This is a genomic window from Pseudomonas fluorescens, from assembly GCF_902497895.1.
Taxonomy (GTDB): Bacteria; Pseudomonadota; Gammaproteobacteria; order Pseudomonadales; family Pseudomonadaceae; genus Aquipseudomonas; species Aquipseudomonas fluorescens_BP.
Map to the genome: position 1 here is coordinate 57,620 of NZ_CABVHQ010000029.1, position 19,069 is coordinate 76,688.

At 57.7% G+C, this 19,069-nt stretch carries 19 protein-coding genes and 3 pseudogenes; 10 read left to right on the forward strand and 12 right to left on the reverse strand.

The genetic code is table 11. The annotated features are described in order from the left end of the window. Window positions 1-166: 166 nt before the first annotated feature. The 5 genes from F8N21_RS16170 to F8N21_RS16190 all read right to left on the reverse strand — a co-directional run bounded on the left by F8N21_RS16170 (window position 167) and on the right by F8N21_RS16190 (window position 7,444). On the reverse strand, window positions 167-1,882 hold the full coding sequence (locus F8N21_RS16170) for a multiheme c-type cytochrome (RefSeq protein WP_150643068.1): 1,716 nt from the start codon (window positions 1,880-1,882) through the stop codon (window positions 167-169). A 511-nt stretch (window positions 1,883-2,393) separates the two neighbouring features. Next, the gene (locus tag F8N21_RS16175) at window positions 2,394-3,167 is read right to left on the reverse strand and encodes a ParA family protein (RefSeq protein ID WP_150643069.1); all 774 of its coding nucleotides are present in this window, start codon (window positions 3,165-3,167) and stop codon (window positions 2,394-2,396) included. 543 nt (window positions 3,168-3,710) lie between these two features. Continuing rightward, complete coding sequence (locus tag F8N21_RS16180) at window positions 3,711-5,129, reverse strand: amino acid permease (RefSeq protein WP_150643070.1); 1,419 nt, start codon at window positions 5,127-5,129, stop codon at window positions 3,711-3,713. Window positions 5,130-5,303: 174 nt separating this feature from the next. After that, window positions 5,304-6,359 carry an ornithine cyclodeaminase gene (locus F8N21_RS16185; RefSeq protein ID WP_150643071.1) on the reverse strand — a complete coding sequence of 352 codons (1,056 nt, stop codon included), beginning with the start codon at window positions 6,357-6,359 and terminating at the stop codon, window positions 5,304-5,306. Between the two features lie 50 nt (window positions 6,360-6,409). After that, the gene (locus F8N21_RS16190; RefSeq protein ID WP_150643072.1) at window positions 6,410-7,444 is read right to left on the reverse strand and encodes a histone deacetylase family protein; all 1,035 of its coding nucleotides are present in this window, start codon (window positions 7,442-7,444) and stop codon (window positions 6,410-6,412) included. Window positions 7,445-7,563: 119 nt separating this feature from the next. Here F8N21_RS16190 and F8N21_RS16195 point away from each other — a divergent pair, with 119 nt between their 5' ends. After that, window positions 7,564-8,064 carry an Lrp/AsnC family transcriptional regulator gene (locus F8N21_RS16195; RefSeq protein ID WP_150643073.1) on the forward strand — a complete coding sequence of 167 codons (501 nt, stop codon included), beginning with the start codon at window positions 7,564-7,566 and terminating at the stop codon, window positions 8,062-8,064. 261 nt (window positions 8,065-8,325) lie between these two features. Here the strand turns inward: F8N21_RS16195 and F8N21_RS16200 are convergent, their stop codons facing one another. Then, window positions 8,326-9,225 carry a LysR family transcriptional regulator gene (locus F8N21_RS16200; protein ID WP_150643086.1) on the reverse strand — a complete coding sequence of 300 codons (900 nt, stop codon included), beginning with the start codon at window positions 9,223-9,225 and terminating at the stop codon, window positions 8,326-8,328. 184 nt (window positions 9,226-9,409) lie between these two features. On the opposite strand from F8N21_RS16200, the gene F8N21_RS16205 reads away from it, so the two are divergent. Next, window positions 9,410-10,420, forward strand: a complete 1,011-nt coding sequence (locus tag F8N21_RS16205; protein ID WP_150643074.1) for a zinc-dependent alcohol dehydrogenase family protein — start codon at window positions 9,410-9,412, stop codon at window positions 10,418-10,420. A 53-nt stretch (window positions 10,421-10,473) separates the two neighbouring features. Here the strand turns inward: F8N21_RS16205 and F8N21_RS16210 are convergent, their stop codons facing one another. Continuing rightward, window positions 10,474-11,091 carry a transposase domain-containing protein gene (locus F8N21_RS16210; RefSeq protein WP_318184177.1) on the reverse strand — a complete coding sequence of 206 codons (618 nt, stop codon included), beginning with the start codon at window positions 11,089-11,091 and terminating at the stop codon, window positions 10,474-10,476. Further along, window positions 11,092-11,274, reverse strand: a pseudogene (locus F8N21_RS30955) (hypothetical protein); the annotation flags it as partial. It abuts the gene before it with no gap. A gap of 112 nt (window positions 11,275-11,386) precedes the next feature. On the opposite strand from F8N21_RS30955, the gene F8N21_RS16225 reads away from it, so the two are divergent. Continuing rightward, complete coding sequence (locus tag F8N21_RS16225) at window positions 11,387-11,818, forward strand: NUDIX hydrolase (protein ID WP_150643077.1); 432 nt, start codon at window positions 11,387-11,389, stop codon at window positions 11,816-11,818. Window positions 11,819-11,902: 84 nt separating this feature from the next. Here the strand turns inward: F8N21_RS16225 and F8N21_RS16230 are convergent, their stop codons facing one another. The 3 genes from F8N21_RS16230 to F8N21_RS16240 all read right to left on the reverse strand — a co-directional run bounded on the left by F8N21_RS16230 (window position 11,903) and on the right by F8N21_RS16240 (window position 13,328). After that, a complete protein-coding gene (locus tag F8N21_RS16230) occupies window positions 11,903-12,082 on the reverse strand; it encodes a hypothetical protein (protein WP_150643078.1) in 180 nt (59 codons plus the stop codon). Window positions 12,083-12,185: 103 nt separating this feature from the next. After that, window positions 12,186-12,968 carry a CHAD domain-containing protein gene (locus tag F8N21_RS16235; protein ID WP_191624338.1) on the reverse strand — a complete coding sequence of 261 codons (783 nt, stop codon included), beginning with the start codon at window positions 12,966-12,968 and terminating at the stop codon, window positions 12,186-12,188. 132 nt (window positions 12,969-13,100) lie between these two features. Next, the gene (locus F8N21_RS16240) at window positions 13,101-13,328 is read right to left on the reverse strand and encodes a hypothetical protein (RefSeq protein WP_150643080.1); all 228 of its coding nucleotides are present in this window, start codon (window positions 13,326-13,328) and stop codon (window positions 13,101-13,103) included. 188 nt (window positions 13,329-13,516) lie between these two features. On the opposite strand from F8N21_RS16240, the pseudogene F8N21_RS16245 reads away from it, so the two are divergent. Together F8N21_RS16245 and F8N21_RS16250 are read left to right on the forward strand one after the other, a co-directional pair. Next, a pseudogene (locus F8N21_RS16245) lies at window positions 13,517-13,717 on the forward strand (ParA family protein); the annotation flags it as partial. A 51-nt stretch (window positions 13,718-13,768) separates the two neighbouring features. Beyond that, window positions 13,769-13,870: pseudogene (locus tag F8N21_RS16250) on the forward strand (phosphonoacetaldehyde hydrolase); the annotation flags it as partial. 65 nt (window positions 13,871-13,935) lie between these two features. Here F8N21_RS16250 and F8N21_RS30960 read toward each other — a convergent pair. After that, window positions 13,936-14,178 carry a hypothetical protein gene (locus tag F8N21_RS30960; protein WP_224788234.1) on the reverse strand — a complete coding sequence of 81 codons (243 nt, stop codon included), beginning with the start codon at window positions 14,176-14,178 and terminating at the stop codon, window positions 13,936-13,938. Between the two features lie 311 nt (window positions 14,179-14,489). Here F8N21_RS30960 and F8N21_RS30480 point away from each other — a divergent pair, with 311 nt between their 5' ends. The 5 genes from F8N21_RS30480 to F8N21_RS16285 form a co-directional block, all read left to right on the forward strand. Continuing rightward, window positions 14,490-15,254, forward strand: coding sequence for a cupin domain-containing protein (locus tag F8N21_RS30480; RefSeq protein WP_191624339.1), 765 nt, complete (start codon window positions 14,490-14,492; stop codon window positions 15,252-15,254). Further along, window positions 15,251-15,799 carry a 2,4'-dihydroxyacetophenone dioxygenase family protein gene (locus F8N21_RS16270; RefSeq protein WP_150643081.1) on the forward strand — a complete coding sequence of 183 codons (549 nt, stop codon included), beginning with the start codon at window positions 15,251-15,253 and terminating at the stop codon, window positions 15,797-15,799. The genes F8N21_RS30480 and F8N21_RS16270 overlap by 4 nt, the downstream gene beginning before the upstream one ends. A 23-nt stretch (window positions 15,800-15,822) precedes the next feature. Next, window positions 15,823-17,070, forward strand: a complete 1,248-nt coding sequence (locus tag F8N21_RS16275; RefSeq protein WP_150643082.1) for a CaiB/BaiF CoA transferase family protein — start codon at window positions 15,823-15,825, stop codon at window positions 17,068-17,070. Further along, window positions 17,067-17,831, forward strand: a complete 765-nt coding sequence (locus F8N21_RS16280; RefSeq protein WP_150643083.1) for an enoyl-CoA hydratase-related protein — start codon at window positions 17,067-17,069, stop codon at window positions 17,829-17,831. Before F8N21_RS16275 ends, F8N21_RS16280 begins: the two co-directional genes overlap by 4 nt. Further along, a partial coding sequence (locus F8N21_RS16285) for an acyclic terpene utilization AtuA family protein (protein WP_150643084.1) occupies window positions 17,816-19,069 on the forward strand: 1,254 nt, incomplete at its 3' end. The genes F8N21_RS16280 and F8N21_RS16285, both read left to right, overlap by 16 nt.

Sequence of the window (19,069 nt, forward strand, 5' to 3'; positions counted from 1 at the left end):
GTCGGTATGTCGGACCGTAGGAAACGCTCGATCAACATTTGGGACTTTTGCCCACAGCGCGGTGGACTCCTCGCACACCAGGGTCCTTGTATCAGGCTCGCGTAAACCTAATTACGAGGCACAGTAACCAGGGTTATTTCGATATCCAGGCGAAGGCTTGAGTAAGCTAAAAGTGCGCAGTGTCTGACCCGACGGCTGGCAGGCTTGTCGACAGGGGTACGCTCTGTGTGACTTTGGCCATCCGGGTGATTTCCACCTGCAACTTATCCTTGCCAAGCAGGTAGTCGGCCAGCTTCTGCGAAAACGGCCAGTAGTTCAGTTCGGCAGTCAAGGTGAGCGGCCCGACGGCGTCGGCCGGCACCAGGAAGGAGAACTCCCCAATATCGTAGCCCTTGGGCAGAATGCGGTTGTCCGAGAGAATTTGCGTGGCATTCCAGACCTCGACGTCCAACGGATTGCCATCCTTGTCGCCTATGTGCACTTTGAAATTTCGCGTGTTGTCCTCGGTCTTACCGTCCTTGATCGAGCCCAGCCGATAGAGCTCGCGACCACTGGCATCCAGCACCCGGAAATCGATCCACATCTCCCGTCCCTCCGGAAAGCCGGTCGGCAGCTTGTGCCCGGCGCCGACATTGGCAACTCTCACTGCTACCGAGGTGTATTGCCCGGGAATGATGGCTGCCGGCAGTTGCTGGAACTTTATTTCCCCCGCGCGCGCAAGCATGTCGCGCGCGCGTTTAGCGCCCGCTTCCTGACCGAGATGCTTGAGCATCGTAGCGTTGGCTCCGCTGAACCAATGCGAGGCGACCTGCTCGCGGTCTGGTCCCATGATCGCGGCCTTACCCGCAAAACCCGGCATATGGCAGCTCTGGCAGGTTATATCGTTAAGACTGTAGGAGCTCTCCTGCCATTCGTCATAGGTCCGCTCGACCGCCACACTACTGAACGGGTGCGTGACGTTGTGACAGGTGCCGCAAAAGTCCGAGCGCGTGTGCAGAGCGGAATATACGGTGTCGTGATAGGGCGAAACGGCATCTTTACGCGGGCCGAACTTAGTCGGTTTACCGTGCGCTCGAGGGCTCAGGACATAGGCGCCGTTATCGAGGCCCGTGCGGGCACTAATGTTGTGGCAGGTCTCGCAATCGACCCCAGGCATCGGATGATTTTTCGCGCTGTCTTCAATCGAGGAACGGTTGACTTGCGAATTGATCTGCCCGGTTGTGAGACCGATCGGGGTATGGCAGCCGGTGCAGAAGTTATCGACCTTCCCCTCGGTGGCCGAACTCGCACGCTTGAGCAAGGCCCGATAGATGGGTTCATCCCAGGCTTGGGACATCATCGACGAGCGCCACTGCTTGTAGATCTCCGTATGGCAAGCGCCACATACCTGGGCATTGTCGAAGTCTTTTACATTCAAAACCAGGTTGCCGGGGGTATTGGCCCGATGCGGAAAGAACGGCATCCCGCCAATCACATGCATGAGCTTGGAGCGTGCCGGCTCCAGCCACTTCTCATTACCCTGATTGTCATTGCCCTGAGGTTCGTCGGCCGCCACCAGCGTTATCGTAAACAGGCAGGCTAGAAAGCATAAAAAACGGCGAACGAAAGGTCTGATCACCAGGTAGATCGGGTTGTGGACAAAGTCTGCCAGTAACTCACCCGGCCTGGGCGCGTGTTTGCATGTGGGGTTAACGCGCAACCCTGCATGCACCAGGAAAAACGGCATGAACAATGTCGCCAGCGAAATACTCAAGTCGACAGTAGTCAGCTTGACGCCTGCCGGGACATTGAATGCGGCCGTGTAGGAGCCGGCGCACATTGTCCATAGAATAATCAACCAGTTCAGCGCTACCTGCGCACACCTATATTCAGGGTGGTTCATAAGAGTTTCCCCAAGACGGTTGCAGAGGATGACTGCAGCACTTCCATTGAGTTGACAGGGGTACTTCATGCTGCAAGCCAATGGTTATATGTACAGCTCCTCGACTCTCCACCTTTCATGAACGGGAGAAGCTCACTCGGTACTTACTTTGCAAGGATTGTGACAAAATATGTGCAATGACCTGAAGATCCAGCAAACATTGGTCAGAGGCTGAAATTTTGGGCTAATCGAGACGCGAATACTGCTGGGGAGCGGCACCCATTAGTGGGGAGTTCACTCCGAAATCGGGGGTTTGTGTGGCCGCTCTTTCTGCCCATTCCTGCTCATCTGCACCCGGCAAGTTTTTAAACTAACGAATGATTCGCTCGATACGCGAGGCCGACCGCGGGTCAGCAACGACAATCCGTACTTGGAGTCGCTGTAGCTGATTGCACGGGCAACCGGAGAACTCCATTGTGGTGTTCGGTACTCGTCCGAACCGACACTGTTCCGGCTGCCCCCGAAAACCAGCTTAAGCTGCTCGCTCCAGTGCATCCAGCAAATCAACAAATTCTATCGAGAGCTTATGACGTGGTGCCAAATGGATAAGGGGTACAGATGCTTCGTGGGACTCGCGCATTTTAACTGAGCTACTCAAATAAACCGGTAGCACAGGCAGACCCTCGGCGAGCATTTCGTCTACAAGCGTCTGGTGTAAGCCGGTGTGTGCGACAAATTGATTAACCACCACCCCCTCTATCTGCAGCGATTCATTGTGATCCATGCGCAGATCTTCTACTTGAGCGATGACGCTATTCAAAGCCTGCCGAGAAAAGCTGTCGCAATCATATGGAATCAACAACCGATCAGCAGCGACCAAGGCGCTGAAGGTGAAGAAATTCAGCGAGGGAGGGGTGTCGATATAGATACGCTCGTAATCTTCGGAAAGCTCCACCAGCAACCCACGCAGCTTGTTGATCTTGAACTTGCTCTCAAGCTTTGACTGGAGATCTAAAAGATCTGGACTGGCGGTCACGAGATGGAGGTTCTCGTAAGAAGTCTCGGTTATGGCCACTCGACACTTTTTCCTGGCAAAGCCTCCAGACAGTGTCTGTCTGAAGAAGTCGGCAATACCCATGGGAATGTCGTCTTTGAGCAGACCCGTGAGGTAGTGAGTCGAATTCGCTTGAGGATCGAGATCAACCAGCAGTGTTCGGTAGCCTTGCGCTGCACTCACAGCAGCAAGATTGCAGGCGATGCTGGATTTTCCAACACCACCTTTTTGATTGAAGACGACACGACGCATGGGGGCAGTTCATCCGTGAAGAAGGCCTGAAGCCAGGATTATGAAAGCGGTTGACTTCAATATATGACCATTAGGTTTCAGTTTTAAGACAGGCTCTCGAATCAGCGTGGAAAATGGCTGGCAAAGACGTGAGTGCCCAGTTTGGAAGGGGGAGTGTTGGTTACGACAGGGTCTAAGGAAGGGAAGGGAGCAGGTCTGAATTTGGCATTTGTTTTCCTCCGTGGAAAAGGACAGCGTAGCAGTATGAGATCGTATAGAACGGACGGACACCGTCGAGTCTTGGCTGGCCCAGTGAGCAGCTGGAAGCGAGCGGTGGAGCTGGAGCTTCAGGGCGACTAACAGCGATCCCACGTATCGAGGTTTAGCGCCCAGATACGTTGAGAGTCCACCAACGATGCACTTAGCCGAGCCGTTCATCCGTAGAGCTGGCCGTCAGTAGAACTTGACGGCCTTCGCTTGCAGCTCTTCAACCTGCAGGCGCCCCACAAATGCCACGTCGCTCAAACGCGTTTCACTGCATCGAGGCCGAAAGGCTCCAGATGATCATCGGCTGTATTGACTTGCCGAACCAGCAGCGGGTTTGGGCTTCTTGGATTGGGTCAACTGGTAGGCAATTGCCAACCATATGAACCACCCTGGCATGACCATTAAGGCAATAAGGGTGTCAGGTCTTAATGCCAGAAGACAAAGAACAAATCCCAGGAACGCCAAGGAGAACCAGGCCATCGGCACGCCGCCAGGCATCTTGTAGGCCGATTTCGCATGCAGGTCGGGCCGGCTTTTGCGATAGGCAATGTACGACGCGAGGATGGTCGACCAAGTGAAAATCACCAGGATCGCCGACACAGTAGAGACGATGGTGAACGCTGTCATGACTTCCGGAACGATGAAAAGCAACAGTACACCCACCAGCATCAACAGCGTGGTGAACGCCAGGCTTAGCAGAGGGACGCTATTGCTCGATAAGCGCCGAAAAATCCCCGGCGCATTGTCGTGATTGGCCAATCCAAATAGCATACGACTGGATGAAAATACGCCACTGTTGGCCGATGAGGCGGCAGACGTCAGCACTACAAAGTTGACGATACCTGCTGCTGCGGGAAACCCTGCAACCAGAAACAGTTCGACGAAGGGACTCTTGTTGGGTGAAACCTGTTGCCAGGAAGTCACCGCAATAATGCAGGCCAGTGCCAACACATAAAACAGGATGATTCTCAGCGGAATCGAGTTGATGGCTTTAGGCAGGGTCTTCTCGGGGGCGCGGGTTTCGGCGGCAGCGATGCCGATCAGCTCGGTGCCGGCAAATGAGAAGATTGCCATCTGGAAACCTGCGAAGAAGCCGAACAGGCCATTGGGGAAGGTTGCCTGTTTATCCAATAGGTGGTTCAGGGATGCAGTGACGCCATTGGGTGAGACAAAGGAGCTGGCAATCAGCACCATGCTGACGCCAATCAGGGTGACGACGGCAACGATCTTGATGATCGCGAACCAGAACTCTACTTCACCGAAAAGCCGGACGGTCAGCACATTTAAGGCGAACAGCGTCATTAGCATACCGATGGCCGGTATCCAGGCGGGTACATCGGGGAACCAATACTGAAAAAATCCGCCGACCACTACTGCATCGCCAATCACCGCGACGCTCCAGCTCAACCAGTACGACCAGCCGAGGAAGAACCCCGCGCGTGGGCCGAGGTAGGCACCGGCAAAATCCGCGAAACTTTTGAAGTTCAAGTTGGAAAGCAACAGCTCGCCCATGGCGCGCATAACGAAGTAGACGAACAGACCGATGATCATATAGATGAGGATGATCGACGTGCCGGAGAGGGCGATGATCTTCCCGGACCCCATGAACAGGCCTGTACCGATGGCACCTCCCATGGCCATTAACTGAATGTGACGATTGCTGAGCGTGCGCTGCAGCGCGGGTTGTTCAACCCGCTCGGACGGAGTCGATTTCATTACAAAACCTCTTGATTTTATGTTTTTGAGTTTTGGCAGAAAAGTGGCTGTCTAGCGTTCTTGTTAGAGATGCAACGGCTACTGACGGTGGTGGTTTGCGGGTGGCAGGGTTTCGCGTTCACTACAGGGTGAGTAGCCCCTTGGCACTTTGCTCAGGGGCATCACCTATGGCTATCAGCTGGCCGTGCGCAGGCGCGAGGGGACGATTGCTGGCTGCTGATCAAGCAGTTGGTAGAGGTTTTTTATGTTGGAAGGCGTCGGCACCAGATGGATGCGCTCACCGATGGCATGCTCTCGGGCCAGGTCGTGCACGTAGCGCAGTGACGAAAAGTCTTCCAGGGCAAAGCCCACCGAATCGAAAACGGTGACCTGTGCGTCGTTCTCGCGGCCCGGTACTTCACCCTGAACAATCCGGAAGAACTCGACGACGGGAGAGTCGGCCTCCAGTTGTTGAATATCGCCTTCAATCCGGGTTTGAGGTTCAAATTCAACGATGACCCGGGCATTGCGCAGGATCTCGGCGTGCAGTTCGGTTTTCCCCGGGCAGTCACCGCCTACGGCATTGATATGCATGCCGGGCTCGATCATCTCGAGCGTCAGAATCGTTGCATGGGCCTTGTCTGCGGTGACCGTGGTGACGATGTGCGCGCCCTTGACCGCGTCTTGTACCGAGTTGGCCAGAATCACCTCAATCCCGGGGAATGCGGCCAGGTTGTGCTTCAACTTAAGTGAAGCGTCACGATCGATATCGAAAATGCGTATTTCCTTGATGGACAGCATTTCGTGGAAGGCGAGAGCCTGAAATTCGCTCTGGGCACCATTGCCGATGATTGCCATGGAGCTTGCACCTGGACGCGCCAAGGATTGCGCGACCAGGGCGGAGGTCGCTGCGGTGCGCACGGCTGTGGTCAGTGTCAGTTCGCTGAGCAAGGTTGGATAGCCACTGTGGACATCGGCCAGGAGACCGAAAGCCATGACTGTCAGCAAGTTGCTTTGACCGTTGTCCGGGTGACCATTGACGTATTTGAAGGAGTATTGCTGGCCATCGTCTGTCGGCATCAACTCAATCACACCGTTGGCCGAATGATTGGCGGTGCGAGGCGACTTATCAAACTGTGCCCAGCGTGAATAGTCAGCTTCGATGTAAGTCGCCATTTCGCGGATAGCCCGGCGGATTCCCACCGTGGCGAACAGGCGTGCGGCATGATCGACATCTATAAAAAGAGTCATGTTTTTGTTCTCCGATTCATTAGTTGAAACGCTGCGGTTCAGGGGATGACTCAGGCGCGTTTGCTCTCATACCCGTGCAGCACGTTGACCGCATTGATCCCGATTTCATCGACCATGTAGCCGCCTTCCATAACGAACAGGGTGGGGCAGCCCACGCCCGCTATCAGCTCACCGATGCCGATGAAGTCTTCGCTTTCCAGCAGGAAATGGCTGATGGGGTCGTCTTTGAATGTGTCGACGCCCAGTGAAATAACCAGCACTTCAGGGGCAAATTGCTGGAGTTTCTTGCAGGCGTGGAGCAAGGCGTTGCGGTAGCTTTCCCAGGTGGTGTTCTTCGGCATCGGATAGTTCAGGTTGTAACCTTCGCCGTTGCCAGCGCCGACTTCGTGGCTGAAGCCTGAGTAGTACGGATAGGACACCGCCGGTTCGCCGTGCAACGAGATAAACATGACGTCACTGCGCTCGTAGAAAATGTTCTGGGTGCCGTTGCCATGATGGAAGTCGACATCCAGTACGGCGACACGTTTGGCGCCTTGGGTAATAGCCTGCTGTGCGGCAATGGCGGCGTTGTTGAGATAGCAGTAGCCGCCCATGTATTCGCGTGCTGCGTGATGGCCGGGTGGTCGGCACAGGGCAAAGGCACTGTCGTGGCCTTCATCGATCAGCGCCAGTCCGGTCAGCGCGATATCGGCGCTGGTTTTTACCGCTTGCCACGTGGTGGCGGTAATGGGGGAACCGGCGTCCATGGCGAAGAAACCCAGCTTGCCGTCGATAAAAGTCGGCATTTGCTCGTTGGCCAGATCGCGCACTGGCCATACCAGCGGCAAGGCATCGTGGGTGCGTCCGGTTGCGCACCATTCTGACCAGGCGGTTTCCAGAAAGGTTACGTAGCGCTCGCTGTGCGCGTTTACATAGCACGACCGGTCAAATGCTCGCGGCTCGATGATCTGGCCAAGCCCTACCTGCTTGACCCGTTTATGGACGGTATCGGCCCGACTGGGCTGTTCGAAGGACGGCTTGAGCACGCCGTCTTTTAATTCGGTGCCATGGTGCAAACGGTGGGAATCACTGAAAACTGTAAACATTCTGCGCATCCGTTGATGTGAGCCAGTGCAAATATTTTGTTCTGGTACGGAGGCGATTTCTTTGCTTTGTTTGCAGATTTTGGTAGATTTTGCGGGAGGTTTTACTCAGGAATGGCGCAATGCAGAAAAAAATATCCAAGCGCATCAGTCTCGACGACACCGACCTGGCGATTCTCGCATTGCTGCAGGAGGACGCGAGTATTTCCAACGCCGAGCTCAGTGAGCGGCTGTCGTTAAGCCTTACGCCTTGCTGGCGGCGGCGTAAGAGAATGGAGGAGGCGGGCGTGATTAAGGGCTACCAGGCGAACCTTGATCGAAGAATGCTGGGGCTGGATATCATGGCGTTCGTGCACATTCGTTTTTCCACCCACGCCGATCACGCTCCGGACGCCTTCGAGGCGGTGATTGCGCAATTGCCCGAAGTGTTGTCCTGTCACAAGATCACCGGGGATGCCGATTACGTGCTGCAAGTGTTGGCAGAGGATCTTGATAGCTACAGTGAATTTATCGAGCAGGTGCTCAGGCGTCAGGTGGGTATTGCCTCCATCCAGTCCAGCCTGTCATTACGCGAGGTCAAGACCAGTAGCCGTATTGCGATACCCAAATCGAGTAAGGACTGAGCGGGCAAGCGTTAGATCACCTTTTCAAAGTCGCGTTAGAGACTGTCTTGTTTCGACGGCACTTGGCTTACCTTTTCAAGAAATTCGGCAATCGTGAGCAATTGATCGTTGGAGAAGCCGCTGGCCACTGAAACATAGCTCTCGTGGATGCCTATGTATAACTCGATCAAGTTGGCTGCCGCTTGATGGTCGGTAAGCGTTCGCCGAACACACCTTACGGCGAGAGCCGGTCTCGGTGCCGAGTCAGGATACGAGCGCAGGTTAGTGCGCTTTAAACCAGTTGGGGTGTAGCACAGGGAAATGCTCCTTCAGCCAATCCACAAATGCGTCGACCTGAGGCGCAAGATGCGTTCTGCTTGGATACAGCACGGAGACCAGGCGCGGCTTTGGACGATAGGCCCTGAGCACCTCAACCAGTTCTCCACTTGCGAGGTAGGTCTCAACGGTAATTCCCGGAGCTTGAACAATGCCGAAGCCTGCAACACCGCATTGAACGTAGGCATTTGACTCATTCACACTGATACCACCATGAGGTGTATGAGGACGATCCTCGCCGTCCTCCGAGAAGTGCCAAGGCAGCGGCCAGTTGCTTTGACCGGAAAGGAAGCTGACACATCGGTGGTTTACTAGATCTTGCAGGGTTAAGGGTGCCCCGCATGCTTGGAGATAACCTGGGGACGCACAGGTCACCATGATGGCGGTGCCAATTTCTCTGGCCACCATACTTGAGTCCGGAAGATCACCAATTCTCAGTACACAGTCGATGCCCTCGGATACGAGATCTACCGTACGGTCGGTCACACCTAGCGCAAGCTCGATTTCGGGAAATGCCTCAGTAAATCTCCTGAGACTTTCCATAAAGCTGTGCTGGGAAAATGCAGTGGGAATGTCAATTCGAAGCCGTCCACGTAAGGTCGATCCACTACGGTCGAACATGGAAGTGGTTTCTGCGATGTTCGCCAAAATCTCTTTGACTCGCTCGTAAAAACGCTCGCCCTCAGCAGTCAGTTTTACCTTACGCGTAGTGCGTTGGAAGAGACGGACACCCAGCGAAGCTTCCAGATCCTGAATAGTGCGTGTGACGTGCGGACGTCCTGCCTGCATTGCCTCTGCGACTTTGGTGAAGCTCCCCAGCTCCGCTAGCTTGGCGAATACTTGCATCGCCTGTAGAAGCTCCATAAGTCTCCTCCCCGAGAAGCATACTAACTGGATGATTGTTGCTGATCAGGATAACAATCCTGTTGGTTTCTGCACATTTATCCAGGCGTGGGAAAGCTGAACAATGTCCTCAGCGTAAAGGGGGAGCTTTTCCTCCTCTGCACCTCAAAACTGCTGGAGACAGAAAATGAAAGCATGGCTTCTGAAAGATTTCGGCTTGGATAATCTGGTGCAGGGCGAAACGGAAACACCCGTGCCCCAAGCTGGTGAACTGCTGGTTAAAGTAGGCGCTGTATCACTCAATTTCCGGGACAAGGCCATCGTTGACGGCATCTATGAGCCTCACATGGTACCCAAGCCGCTGATCCCCGTCAGCGATGCGGCGGGGACTGTCGTGGCAGTTGGTGATGGTGTCAGCCGCTTCGCTATCGGAGATCGGGTCAACTCGCACCTCTACTCACGTTGGCTGGATGGCATGCCTGGGCCAGATGAGCCCAACTACTGCTTCGGCTCGCCATTGCCTGGTGGTCTGGCGGAATACATGATCATCCATGAAGACAGCGCGGTACGTGCCCCCGACAACATGTCAGATGAGGAAGCGGCGACCCTTCCAATTGCTGCTCTGACGGCATGGTATGCGCTCGTCGATTATGGCCAGATCGAGGCCGGCCAAACCGTTTTGGTTCAGGGGTCTGGAGGTGTTTCTGTTTTTGCAGCACAAATTGCAACGGCCTTGGGAGCCAAAGTTATCGTCACCTCCAGCCGAGATGACAATCTGGAAGCTGTAAAAAAACTGGGCGCTGTTGCTGGCGTGAATTATCGCACTACTCCTGAGTGGGCAGAGGAGGTGCTGAAGCTTACCGACGGCAAGGGGGTGGATCTCCTGCTGGATGTGGCAGGCGGTGATGGCATCAATCAATCGATTGCTGCAACAAAGGCAGGAGGACGTATCGCACAGATCGGCTTTCTGACAGGCCAAACCTCTGCCCTAAACCTTATGCCTATGATCTTCCGGCAAACAACGATTCGCGGCATCGCCGTTGCTCCACGGTCGTCATTTGACCGCATGAACGAATTCTTGAATGAGCACAAGATTCGCCCGGTAATCGACCACGTGTATCCATTCGATCAAGCACGCCAAGCGTACGAACACTTGGCCAGAGGCGCCTTTGGTAAGGTAGTAATCAAGATCGCGTAAGATCAGGCCGCTTGGAGTTACACCGCAAATTTGCGCATTGAAAAAGTGCGCGGTCAGACGGCCACCCGATTATGTGGCAGCAGATCTGCAATCTCACTCGCCCGCTGCGACGGCAGGCGCGTGAGAATGTCCTTCAAGTAGGCGTAGGGATCATGCCCATTGAGCCGCGCCGACTGGATCAGACTCATGATCGCAGCCGCACGTTTCCCACTGCGTAACGAACCGGCAAACAACCAGTTTGAGCGCCCGAGTGCCCATGGCCGGATTTGATTCTCGCACCAGTTGTGCCAAATCCCCACGCCGTCATGCACCAGCACTTTCATACGATTGGCGCGGCGGTTGGCAAACAGATAGGCACAGTGCGGCTTCGCCGCACCGAACACCGCCACAACTCGCGCCAGCGCGGTTTCAGTGCCGGCGCGCATGTCCATGGGCTCGGTAGCGAGCCAGATGGAATCGACGCGGATCATCGCAGCACGTCTCGCAGAAAGGCAGAACATGCCGCTGCATTTTCTACCGGCCAGCTCACTACAACTACGCCTTTTGAATGAGGCAATTCGATTCGGATCAAGGACGAAAAAACTTGAGGTGCCACATCCGACGACAATGCCTTGACCGGGATTAACGCGGTTTGAAGCGCCGGAGTTTTCTGCGCGCCCATCCGAATCCATTTATGGACGAGGTTGGCATTGAGGTTGTGGCTCAAAGCGACTGAGTGGCGCCGTCGGACGCGTTAGGTGAATTTCCAGCGGGATATCCCAGCTTTCGTCGAGTGCTCTGACTAAGCGCCCATCCGTTACTTCCTGTTCGGTGAGGCTCTTGGGCAACCACGCCACGCCTTTGCTCTCCAGGGCTCGGCAAAGTCTGGACGGTCATCATATCGACACCTTCGTCGCGCACTCTGGTCGAAGAGTTACTGATGGTGCTTGTTCTACCTATTCTATAAAAAGACTGAAGGTATCACTCATGGGTGCAACGGTAGCCGCGACCGCAAAGGACAAGAATCTGAAAAGACGAGCGACGGTGATCTATCGCCGCGACGAAGAGATTCTCTTCGTGCGTAAACGCAACGCCAAATGGAACCTGCCTGGTGGTCGTGTTGAGCAAGGCGAGACGCCCCTGCAAGCTGCCCTACGTGAAATGGCGGAAGAGACCGGTTTAACCTTTGACCAACTCGCCTATGTCTCAGAGTACGAGCAGGACAAGGTTATCCATTTCCTCTTCGAAGCACGGCGGGTAGGGCAGCGCAAACCCCGCCCTTGCAACGAGATCGATGACTGCCGCTGGATTTCAACGAAGGAGTTGGATAAGCGTAATGTCCGTGGCTCGATCAGGACGTTGCTCAAGCGCTGTGCATCCGACGCGGGGAATAGATCAGCAGCAAGCAGCGCGAGTTAGACCGTGAAGGTGTATGTCCGGCCCAGTCGAACACACAGGCCATCTGGGTCAGATAGGGTCTGGTTCATGGCCTGAACGAGATGCTTACGCACATTCCGCATTTTCCGCCTCGTGGGCAAAAGAATGGGAAGCCGCTTCGATCCGCTCTTCGAGCTGGGCAATGTAAGTTTTAGCGTCTGCCAGGTTTGGGAACGAGACTGCGTTGTCCCCAAGCCAGACCTTGCATCCGTTACCTTGCTCGTTTGCCTCAATTCTGATTTTCATCTGCAATCCCTATGCTGTAAGTGCGGCGCAGGGTATCGCATTTTTTCGATGAGTCAAAATCTTTCAAAGGCTCTACAATAAGGGTTTCCGCAGGATTTATGCCTTAAGCTTTTGAGTTCGCCAGGTCTCTCTCAAGGTGATCCAGCAACGTCGCCAATTTCCGCTCAGCATCGGCCAACGCTTTTTCTGATGCGATTTGCCACTGCGGTGCGATCTCGAGCAGGTCACTTTCAGACTCGGCCCGCAGGCACCACTGATGATGATCGTGCCATGAGCCGAGCGACGCCTGCACCGACTTCAGTTGAGCTTTGGATTTAGCTCCGAGAGGTGACAGCGTTGGAAAAGCATCGGTGAGATACCTCGCATTTTTCACGATGATCCTCAGCTCGTGCCGGTCAAAATCCTTGTCACGAAGCCCGGTAACCAGCTGATTGATTCTTTTCTTCAGGGCTTTCTGTATCTGTCTTTTGATATCAGCAAGATCGCCGGCTCTCTCGGCGGCCCTGAACAAATCTGTCCATCGATCCAGCTCCCCAAACAGCTTGTCGAGCGTGGAGCTGCCGGCGATTTTCTGATAATTCACTTTCAGAGTTCCGGTTCGGCTCATCGCTTGGCGCGGATATCCCATCTTCTGCAGTTCATGAATGATGACCTCCAGATCCCTCGTTGGAGTAGTCGCTTTTCCCACCTCAGCTGCAGCCTGGTTCAACGCTCCAACCTCAGGCATGTTGCGCAGCGGACGCAAAAGGCTGCGTATTTTCCGAACCGCGATCCTCAGGTCATGGAGGGCTTCGCTGTCACTGGTGGCTAAAAGGCGAGCGCGCGAGTGATAGAGGGAGACTTCCAGGGATATGATCTGGGCCACAAAATCGTCGACAAAAGACATCGTTGTCCTCGCTAGGGAAAATGGGAGGACTGCGTAGCAGACCCTCTGTTCATTACTATCCATGGCACACGCTGCCGTCCGGTGTCTGCGGGCCATGTGTTTAAAAATTTATTGGATATTCTGTTCCGGCGTCTAAGCCGAATGAGTTGCCTGAGCCTGGATCCCTTCTACGTATTGAGTTTTGAGCTCGTCCGCCATCGGGCCAAGTATCGGGTTGAATTTGAAGTCCTCCAGGTGGGTATCCATGGCCTCGATGACTTGCTCGATGGCGGCGTCAATACTCACTGGCTTGCGAGGGTCGAACGTGATCTTCTCCAGCTCCAAATCCAGAGCTTTCAGAACGGGCTCTGCATTGCGCATCTGTATCCGTATTACGTCTGATGTCGGCAAAGCGACTGTGCTCCCTGTCGGTGGTGCCTGATTCTCTCACAGGTAAGTGCCTGGAGCTGCGGGGAGCATGCCGCTGTCACATAAAGTTCATCAAGTCGACGCTAAGGGATCAATCACAAATCGATAGACTGGAATCTTTTGCCACAGGAAGGGCATTGATGCGCCGGGTCATTTTCAATCAAAAAGGCGGAGTAGGTAAGTCGAGCATCGTGTGCAACCTTGCCGCCGCAAGCGCAGCTGAAGGCTACCGTACGCTCGTGGTGGATCTGGATGCCCAAGCCAATTCCACTTACTACCTCACGGGGCTGGCCGGGGATGACATCCCAGTGGGCATCGCCGATTTTTTCAAGCAGACGCTTTGAGCACCACTGGCTTTCACCGAAACCTGGTCGAAGAGCTTATCGCTGAGGTCGCGCCCCCACTACCTGATCGACACCATCAGCGACCTGCCGGCAGTGGTCGACGACATCAACCAGAGACTGGCTCGAGGTGAGGTACCGCAAGCCTGCTGAACAGTGTTTTGAGCCGCTGTCCCAGCCGACCGACGCGACTAGGGTCATGGCGGTGCTGGACAAGATCAATGGCCGGTGGGGCAGGGGGGCACGCTGCGCGCGACCAGCGTGCAGAACCATAAAACCACCCAACGCGCCGTGATGGGCAACGAAGGCGTGGTGATCGGGCAGATCACCGTAGTTTCACCCTCACCGAATTCGGCATCGAGAATATCCTGCAGCCAGATCACATTCGGCTCGCCCGCCTCGTTGCTTTTGTCGCTCATGCCGTGGTCGGCAATTAGGCTCAGCACGATTTCTTCTTCCACCAACCGGCCAAACGCATCATCCAGCGCCTGGTAGAGTTGCCCGCCTGGGCCTGGTCTCGGGTGCCCACTTGTGCTGGACGAAGTCGGTCAGCGACAGATACATCAGGTTTGGGCGGCGGTCCTGTAGCAACTTGATGCCTGCCTCCAGTACCTGGTGCAAAACGACTTCTCTGGCGACAAGAGGATGTTGAACGCCCATGAGGTGCTTGACGAAGGTCTTTTATCATGCATAAACTCCTAACATTAGGACATTAGGTTGATAGAAGGTCGGAGGTTCGATGCTTACGCAAAACGTTCAGGATCCAGCCGCAATGAAAGCCATCCCCACTGTGATCAGGGCGGCGGACCTTCCCGCCTACTCGCCGGCGAACCACACCGGCACCTCCAACGTGCGCGTGATCGGCCCCGAGACCGTGGGCGCGAGGGCGCTCGAAGTGCTGGTCGGCACGATCGTGAAATCCCATGGCGCCAAGCCACACGCGCATCCGCACCTGGAGCAATGCGCCTACATGATTGAAGGCATTGGCGAGTCGCAAGCCCAGGGTCGCGTCGACGTGATGGGCCCCGGAACCTGGACCTACGCGCCGGCGGGCGTGTTCCATACATTTCGCGTGACCAGCGACCAGCCCGGCCGGCTGCTGGTCGTCTATGCGCCGCCTTATGGCGAGAACCCGGCGCACACGATCACGGAACCCGACCCTGCGGTCGCTGAGCGCGGCGAAGTCCGCGTGCTTGCCGCCGCCGAGGCCGCCACCCCGATCATCCCGCTCATCGATCGCGACACCGTCGGCGCGCAGTGGGTCGACATCTCGGCGCTGCGGATGCATGCCGGCAGCGCATTGGCCTGCACGACCGAGCCTGAGGCCGAGCAGGTTCTCTACGTCGAAAACGGACAGATCGAGGCGCACGTCGACGGGCAGGACTTCAGTCTCGCGGCGGGCGACTTCCTGTTTCTTCCATGCGGGGTCGCCACAGCCCTGCGCTGCACGCCGGAGCAGCCTGCATCCGGCTTTCTCATCAAAGGACGGCTTCCGTCAACCGCTTCACTCACAACAACAAAAGGAAACAACGCATGAACGCTAAATTTCCCACGCAGCAAACCACTTCCAGCGGCGCGTTGCTGCCGTTGGTCGGCCTCCCGCAGGACACTCTGCTGACCGTCAACCTCGAGCAGATCCCGCTGATCAAGGATGTCTTCCCGGGCATCCACCTCCGGCCGCTACGCATGGACCCGGAGCGCGGTGAGTGGGTCATCATGGCCATCGTGGAACCCGGTTGCTCCCTGCCGATTCACTACCACACCGGTACTGCACAGGTGTGGACGATCCAGGGCTGCTGGAAGTATCTCGAGTACCCCGACCAGCCGCAGACAGCGGGTTCCTACCTGTTCGAGCCCGGCGGCTCGGTGCACACCTTCTACACCCCCAAGGAAAACACCGAGGACACCATCACCATCGCCTGGATCGAAGGCGCGCAGGTCAGCTTCAACGAGGACGGCACCTTCCACTCAATGAATGACGCGCTTTCGGTCCAATACGCGATCGAGACCCTCGCAGCGGCGCGCGGTCTCGGACCGGTGCCCTACATCCGCGGCAACAGCGCCGACATAGCCGGTTCCTGACCGAAAAGAGGAGCACGGATCGAATGAATAACAATTCAAGCCAGGGCGGGCCGCTCGCCGGCTTACGCATTATCGACATCACCGAAGTCGTCATGGGACCTTCGGCCACGCAGATGCTGGCTGACCTTGGCGCCGACGTGATCAAGGTGGAGCCGCCCGGTGGCGACATGCTGCGCGCCACCGGTCCCGGCGGCCGCGCGGGCGCCGGTCCGCTGTTCCTCAACCTCAACCGCAACAAGCGCAGCATCGTGCTGGACCTGAAGAATCCTGCCGGCAAGGAGGCACTGCTGAAGCTGGCGCAGACGGCCGACGCGCTGATCTACAACGTGCGGCCCCAGGCCATGCAGCGACTCGGGCTGGATTACGAAGCGGTACGGCAGGTGAACCCGCGCATTATCTATGTCGGCACCTTCGGTTTCAGTCAGCGCGGCCGCTATGCGTCCTCGCGCGCCTTCGACGACCTGATCCAGGCCGCCGTGGCCATCCCCGAGGCCAGCGTGCGAGCGGGGTCCGAGGTACCGCGCTATGCGCCGCTCAACCTCTCGGACCGGGCGACGGGCCTGTACGCGTTCGGTGTGATCTGCGCGGCGCTGCTGGCGCGCGAACGCACGGGACGCGGCCAGTCGGTCGATGTGCCGATGTTCGAGACGACCGCGCAGATGATGCTGGGCGATCACCTCTACGGCCACACGTTCATCCCGCCGCGCGGCGGCTTTGGCTATCCGCGGCTGCTCAACCCGCAGCGGCGGCCGTACGCCACGCAAGACGGTCTTGTATGCCTGGTGGTCTACACCGACGAGCAGTGGAAGGCCTTCATGCGCGTGGTCGGCGAGGCCGAGCGGTTCGAGAGCGATCCGCGGTTTGCCGACGGCGAATCCCGCACGCAGCATGTCGAGGTGCTGTACGAAATCCTCTCCGACAACCTGAAAACCAAGACCACGAAAGAATGGCGCGAGCTGCTGGAGCCGCTCGGCATCCCGGTGCTCCCGGCGCATACCTTCGAGACCCTGCTGGAGGATCCGCACCTGCAGGACATCGGCTTCTTCCAACAATTCGAGCACCCCACCGAGGGCATGCTGCGGACCATGGCGGTGCCGAGCGAATGGCCGCAATCGCCACTGCCGCCGTTGCGCCCGCCGCCGCTGTTGGGCGAGCACAGCGAGGAAGTGCTCGCGGAGGCTGGCTACTCGCGCGAACAGATCCGCGAGATGGTACTGACCAGCGTGACCCAAGTGACGACGGTACCCAAGGAAACGGAGGTCAGGGCATGACGACGGTCCTTCAAGAAAGCCGGCAGGACGGTCGGCTGATTCTCACCATCGACCGCCCGGAGCGCCGGAATGCGCTCAACGTGGACGTCATCGCGGCGCTGCAGCAAGCCCTGCAGCGCGCCCGGGCGGACGACTCGATCCGCGCTGTCGTGCTCACCGGCGCGGGCGAGGAGGCGTTCTGCGCCGGTGCTGACCTGGGCGCGGATGCCTTCGCGTTCGACTACGCCACGCCGACCATCGCCTATGCCGACCTGTTGCGCACCACCCGCACGCTCGACGTGCCGCTCATCGCGCGGGTCAACGGCGCCTGCATGGCCGGCGGCATGGGCCTGCTCGCGATGTGTGACCTCGCCATCGCTGCCCCGCACGCGATCTTCGGCTTGCCAGAGGCGAAGGTCGGCGTGTTCCCGATGCAGGTGCTCGCCGTGCTGCAGGCCCAGGTGCCGCAGCGCTGCCTGGTGCAACTTTGCCTGACGGGTGACCCGATCGATGCCGCGAGAGCGCGCGAAATCGGCCTGATCAACGAGGTGGTCGACGACCTCGACGGTGCGCTTGAGCGCCTGCTGTCGCGTCTGCTCGGCAACTCGCCCACCGCGCTACGCCGCGGCCTGTATGCGATGAAGGCGATGCGCTCGATGTCGTTCGAAGAGGCGATCGCGTTCGGCGAAGGCCAGATCGGCCTGCTGGCCATGACGCAGGATGCGCGCGAGGGCATCGCCGCATTCAAGGAAAAAAGGAAACCGCAATGGACCAACAAGTGAATTCGCAAGCCGCGAACAAGCTCGTGCGCATCGGCGGCGCCTCGGGCTTCTGGGGCGACAGCAGCCTAGGGCCGATGCAACTGGTACGCCAGGGTGACATCGACTACCTGGTGTTCGACTATCTCGCCGAGCTGACGATGTCGATCCTCGCCGGCGCACGCATGAAGCGTCCCGAGGAAGGCTACGCCATCGACTTCGTTACGGTGGCACTGCGCTCGGTGCTGAAGCAGGCTGTAGAGAAGGGCATTCGCATCGTCAGCAACGCCGGCGGCGTGAACCCGAAGGGCTGCGCCGCGGCGGTGCAGGCTCTGGCCGACGAACTCGGCGTGGCGGTACGCATCGCGATCGTGGAAGGCGACGACGTGCTGCCACTGGCGGCCGCCATGCGGGCGGCCGGCACGGTCGGAATGTACAACGGCGAACGGATGCCGGAACGGTTGGTGACGGCCAATGCCTACCTTGGCGCGCTGCCGGTCGCGCTGCCGGTCGCGCTGCCGGTCGCGCAGGCGCTCGACGCAGGTGCCGACATCGTCATCACCGGCCGCTGCGTCGACAGTGCGGTCACCCTCGGCGTGCTGATGCACGAATTCGGCTGGGCGCCTGACGACTTCGATCGGCTTGCCGCGGGCAGCCTCGCCGGCCACATCATCGAATGCGGCTGCCAGGCCACCGGCGGCTTGCACACCGACTGGGCCGCGGTGCCCGACTGGGCCAATATCGGTTATCCGATCGTGGAGTGCCGCGACGACGGCAGCTTCGTCGTCACCAAGCCCGCGGACACCGGCGGGCTCGTCTCGCCCGGGACGGTCGGCGAGCAACTCTTGTACGAAATCGGCGATCCGGCCCGCTATCTGCTACCGGATGTGATCTGCAACTTCCGCCAGGTGCGCCTGGAGCAAGTCGGGCCGCATCGCGTGCTGGTGACCGGTGCGCGCGGCCTGCCGCCGACCGCTACCTACAAAGTCAGCGCCACTGCGCCGGCGGGCTTCAAGGTGTCCGGGCAGCTCACCATCGTCGGGATCGATGCCCCCGCAAAAGCCAAGCGCACCGGCGAAGCGCTGCTCGAGCGTGGCCGCCGGTTGCTGCGCGAGAACGGGGTCGCGGACTTCCTGGCGACGCATATCGAGCTGCTCGGCACCGAGTCGGCCTACGGCCCGCTTGCCCGGTCGTTGCCGACGCGCGAAGTCGTGCTGCGCCTGACCGTGACGCATGCCGACCGGCGTGCGCTGGAGATGTAC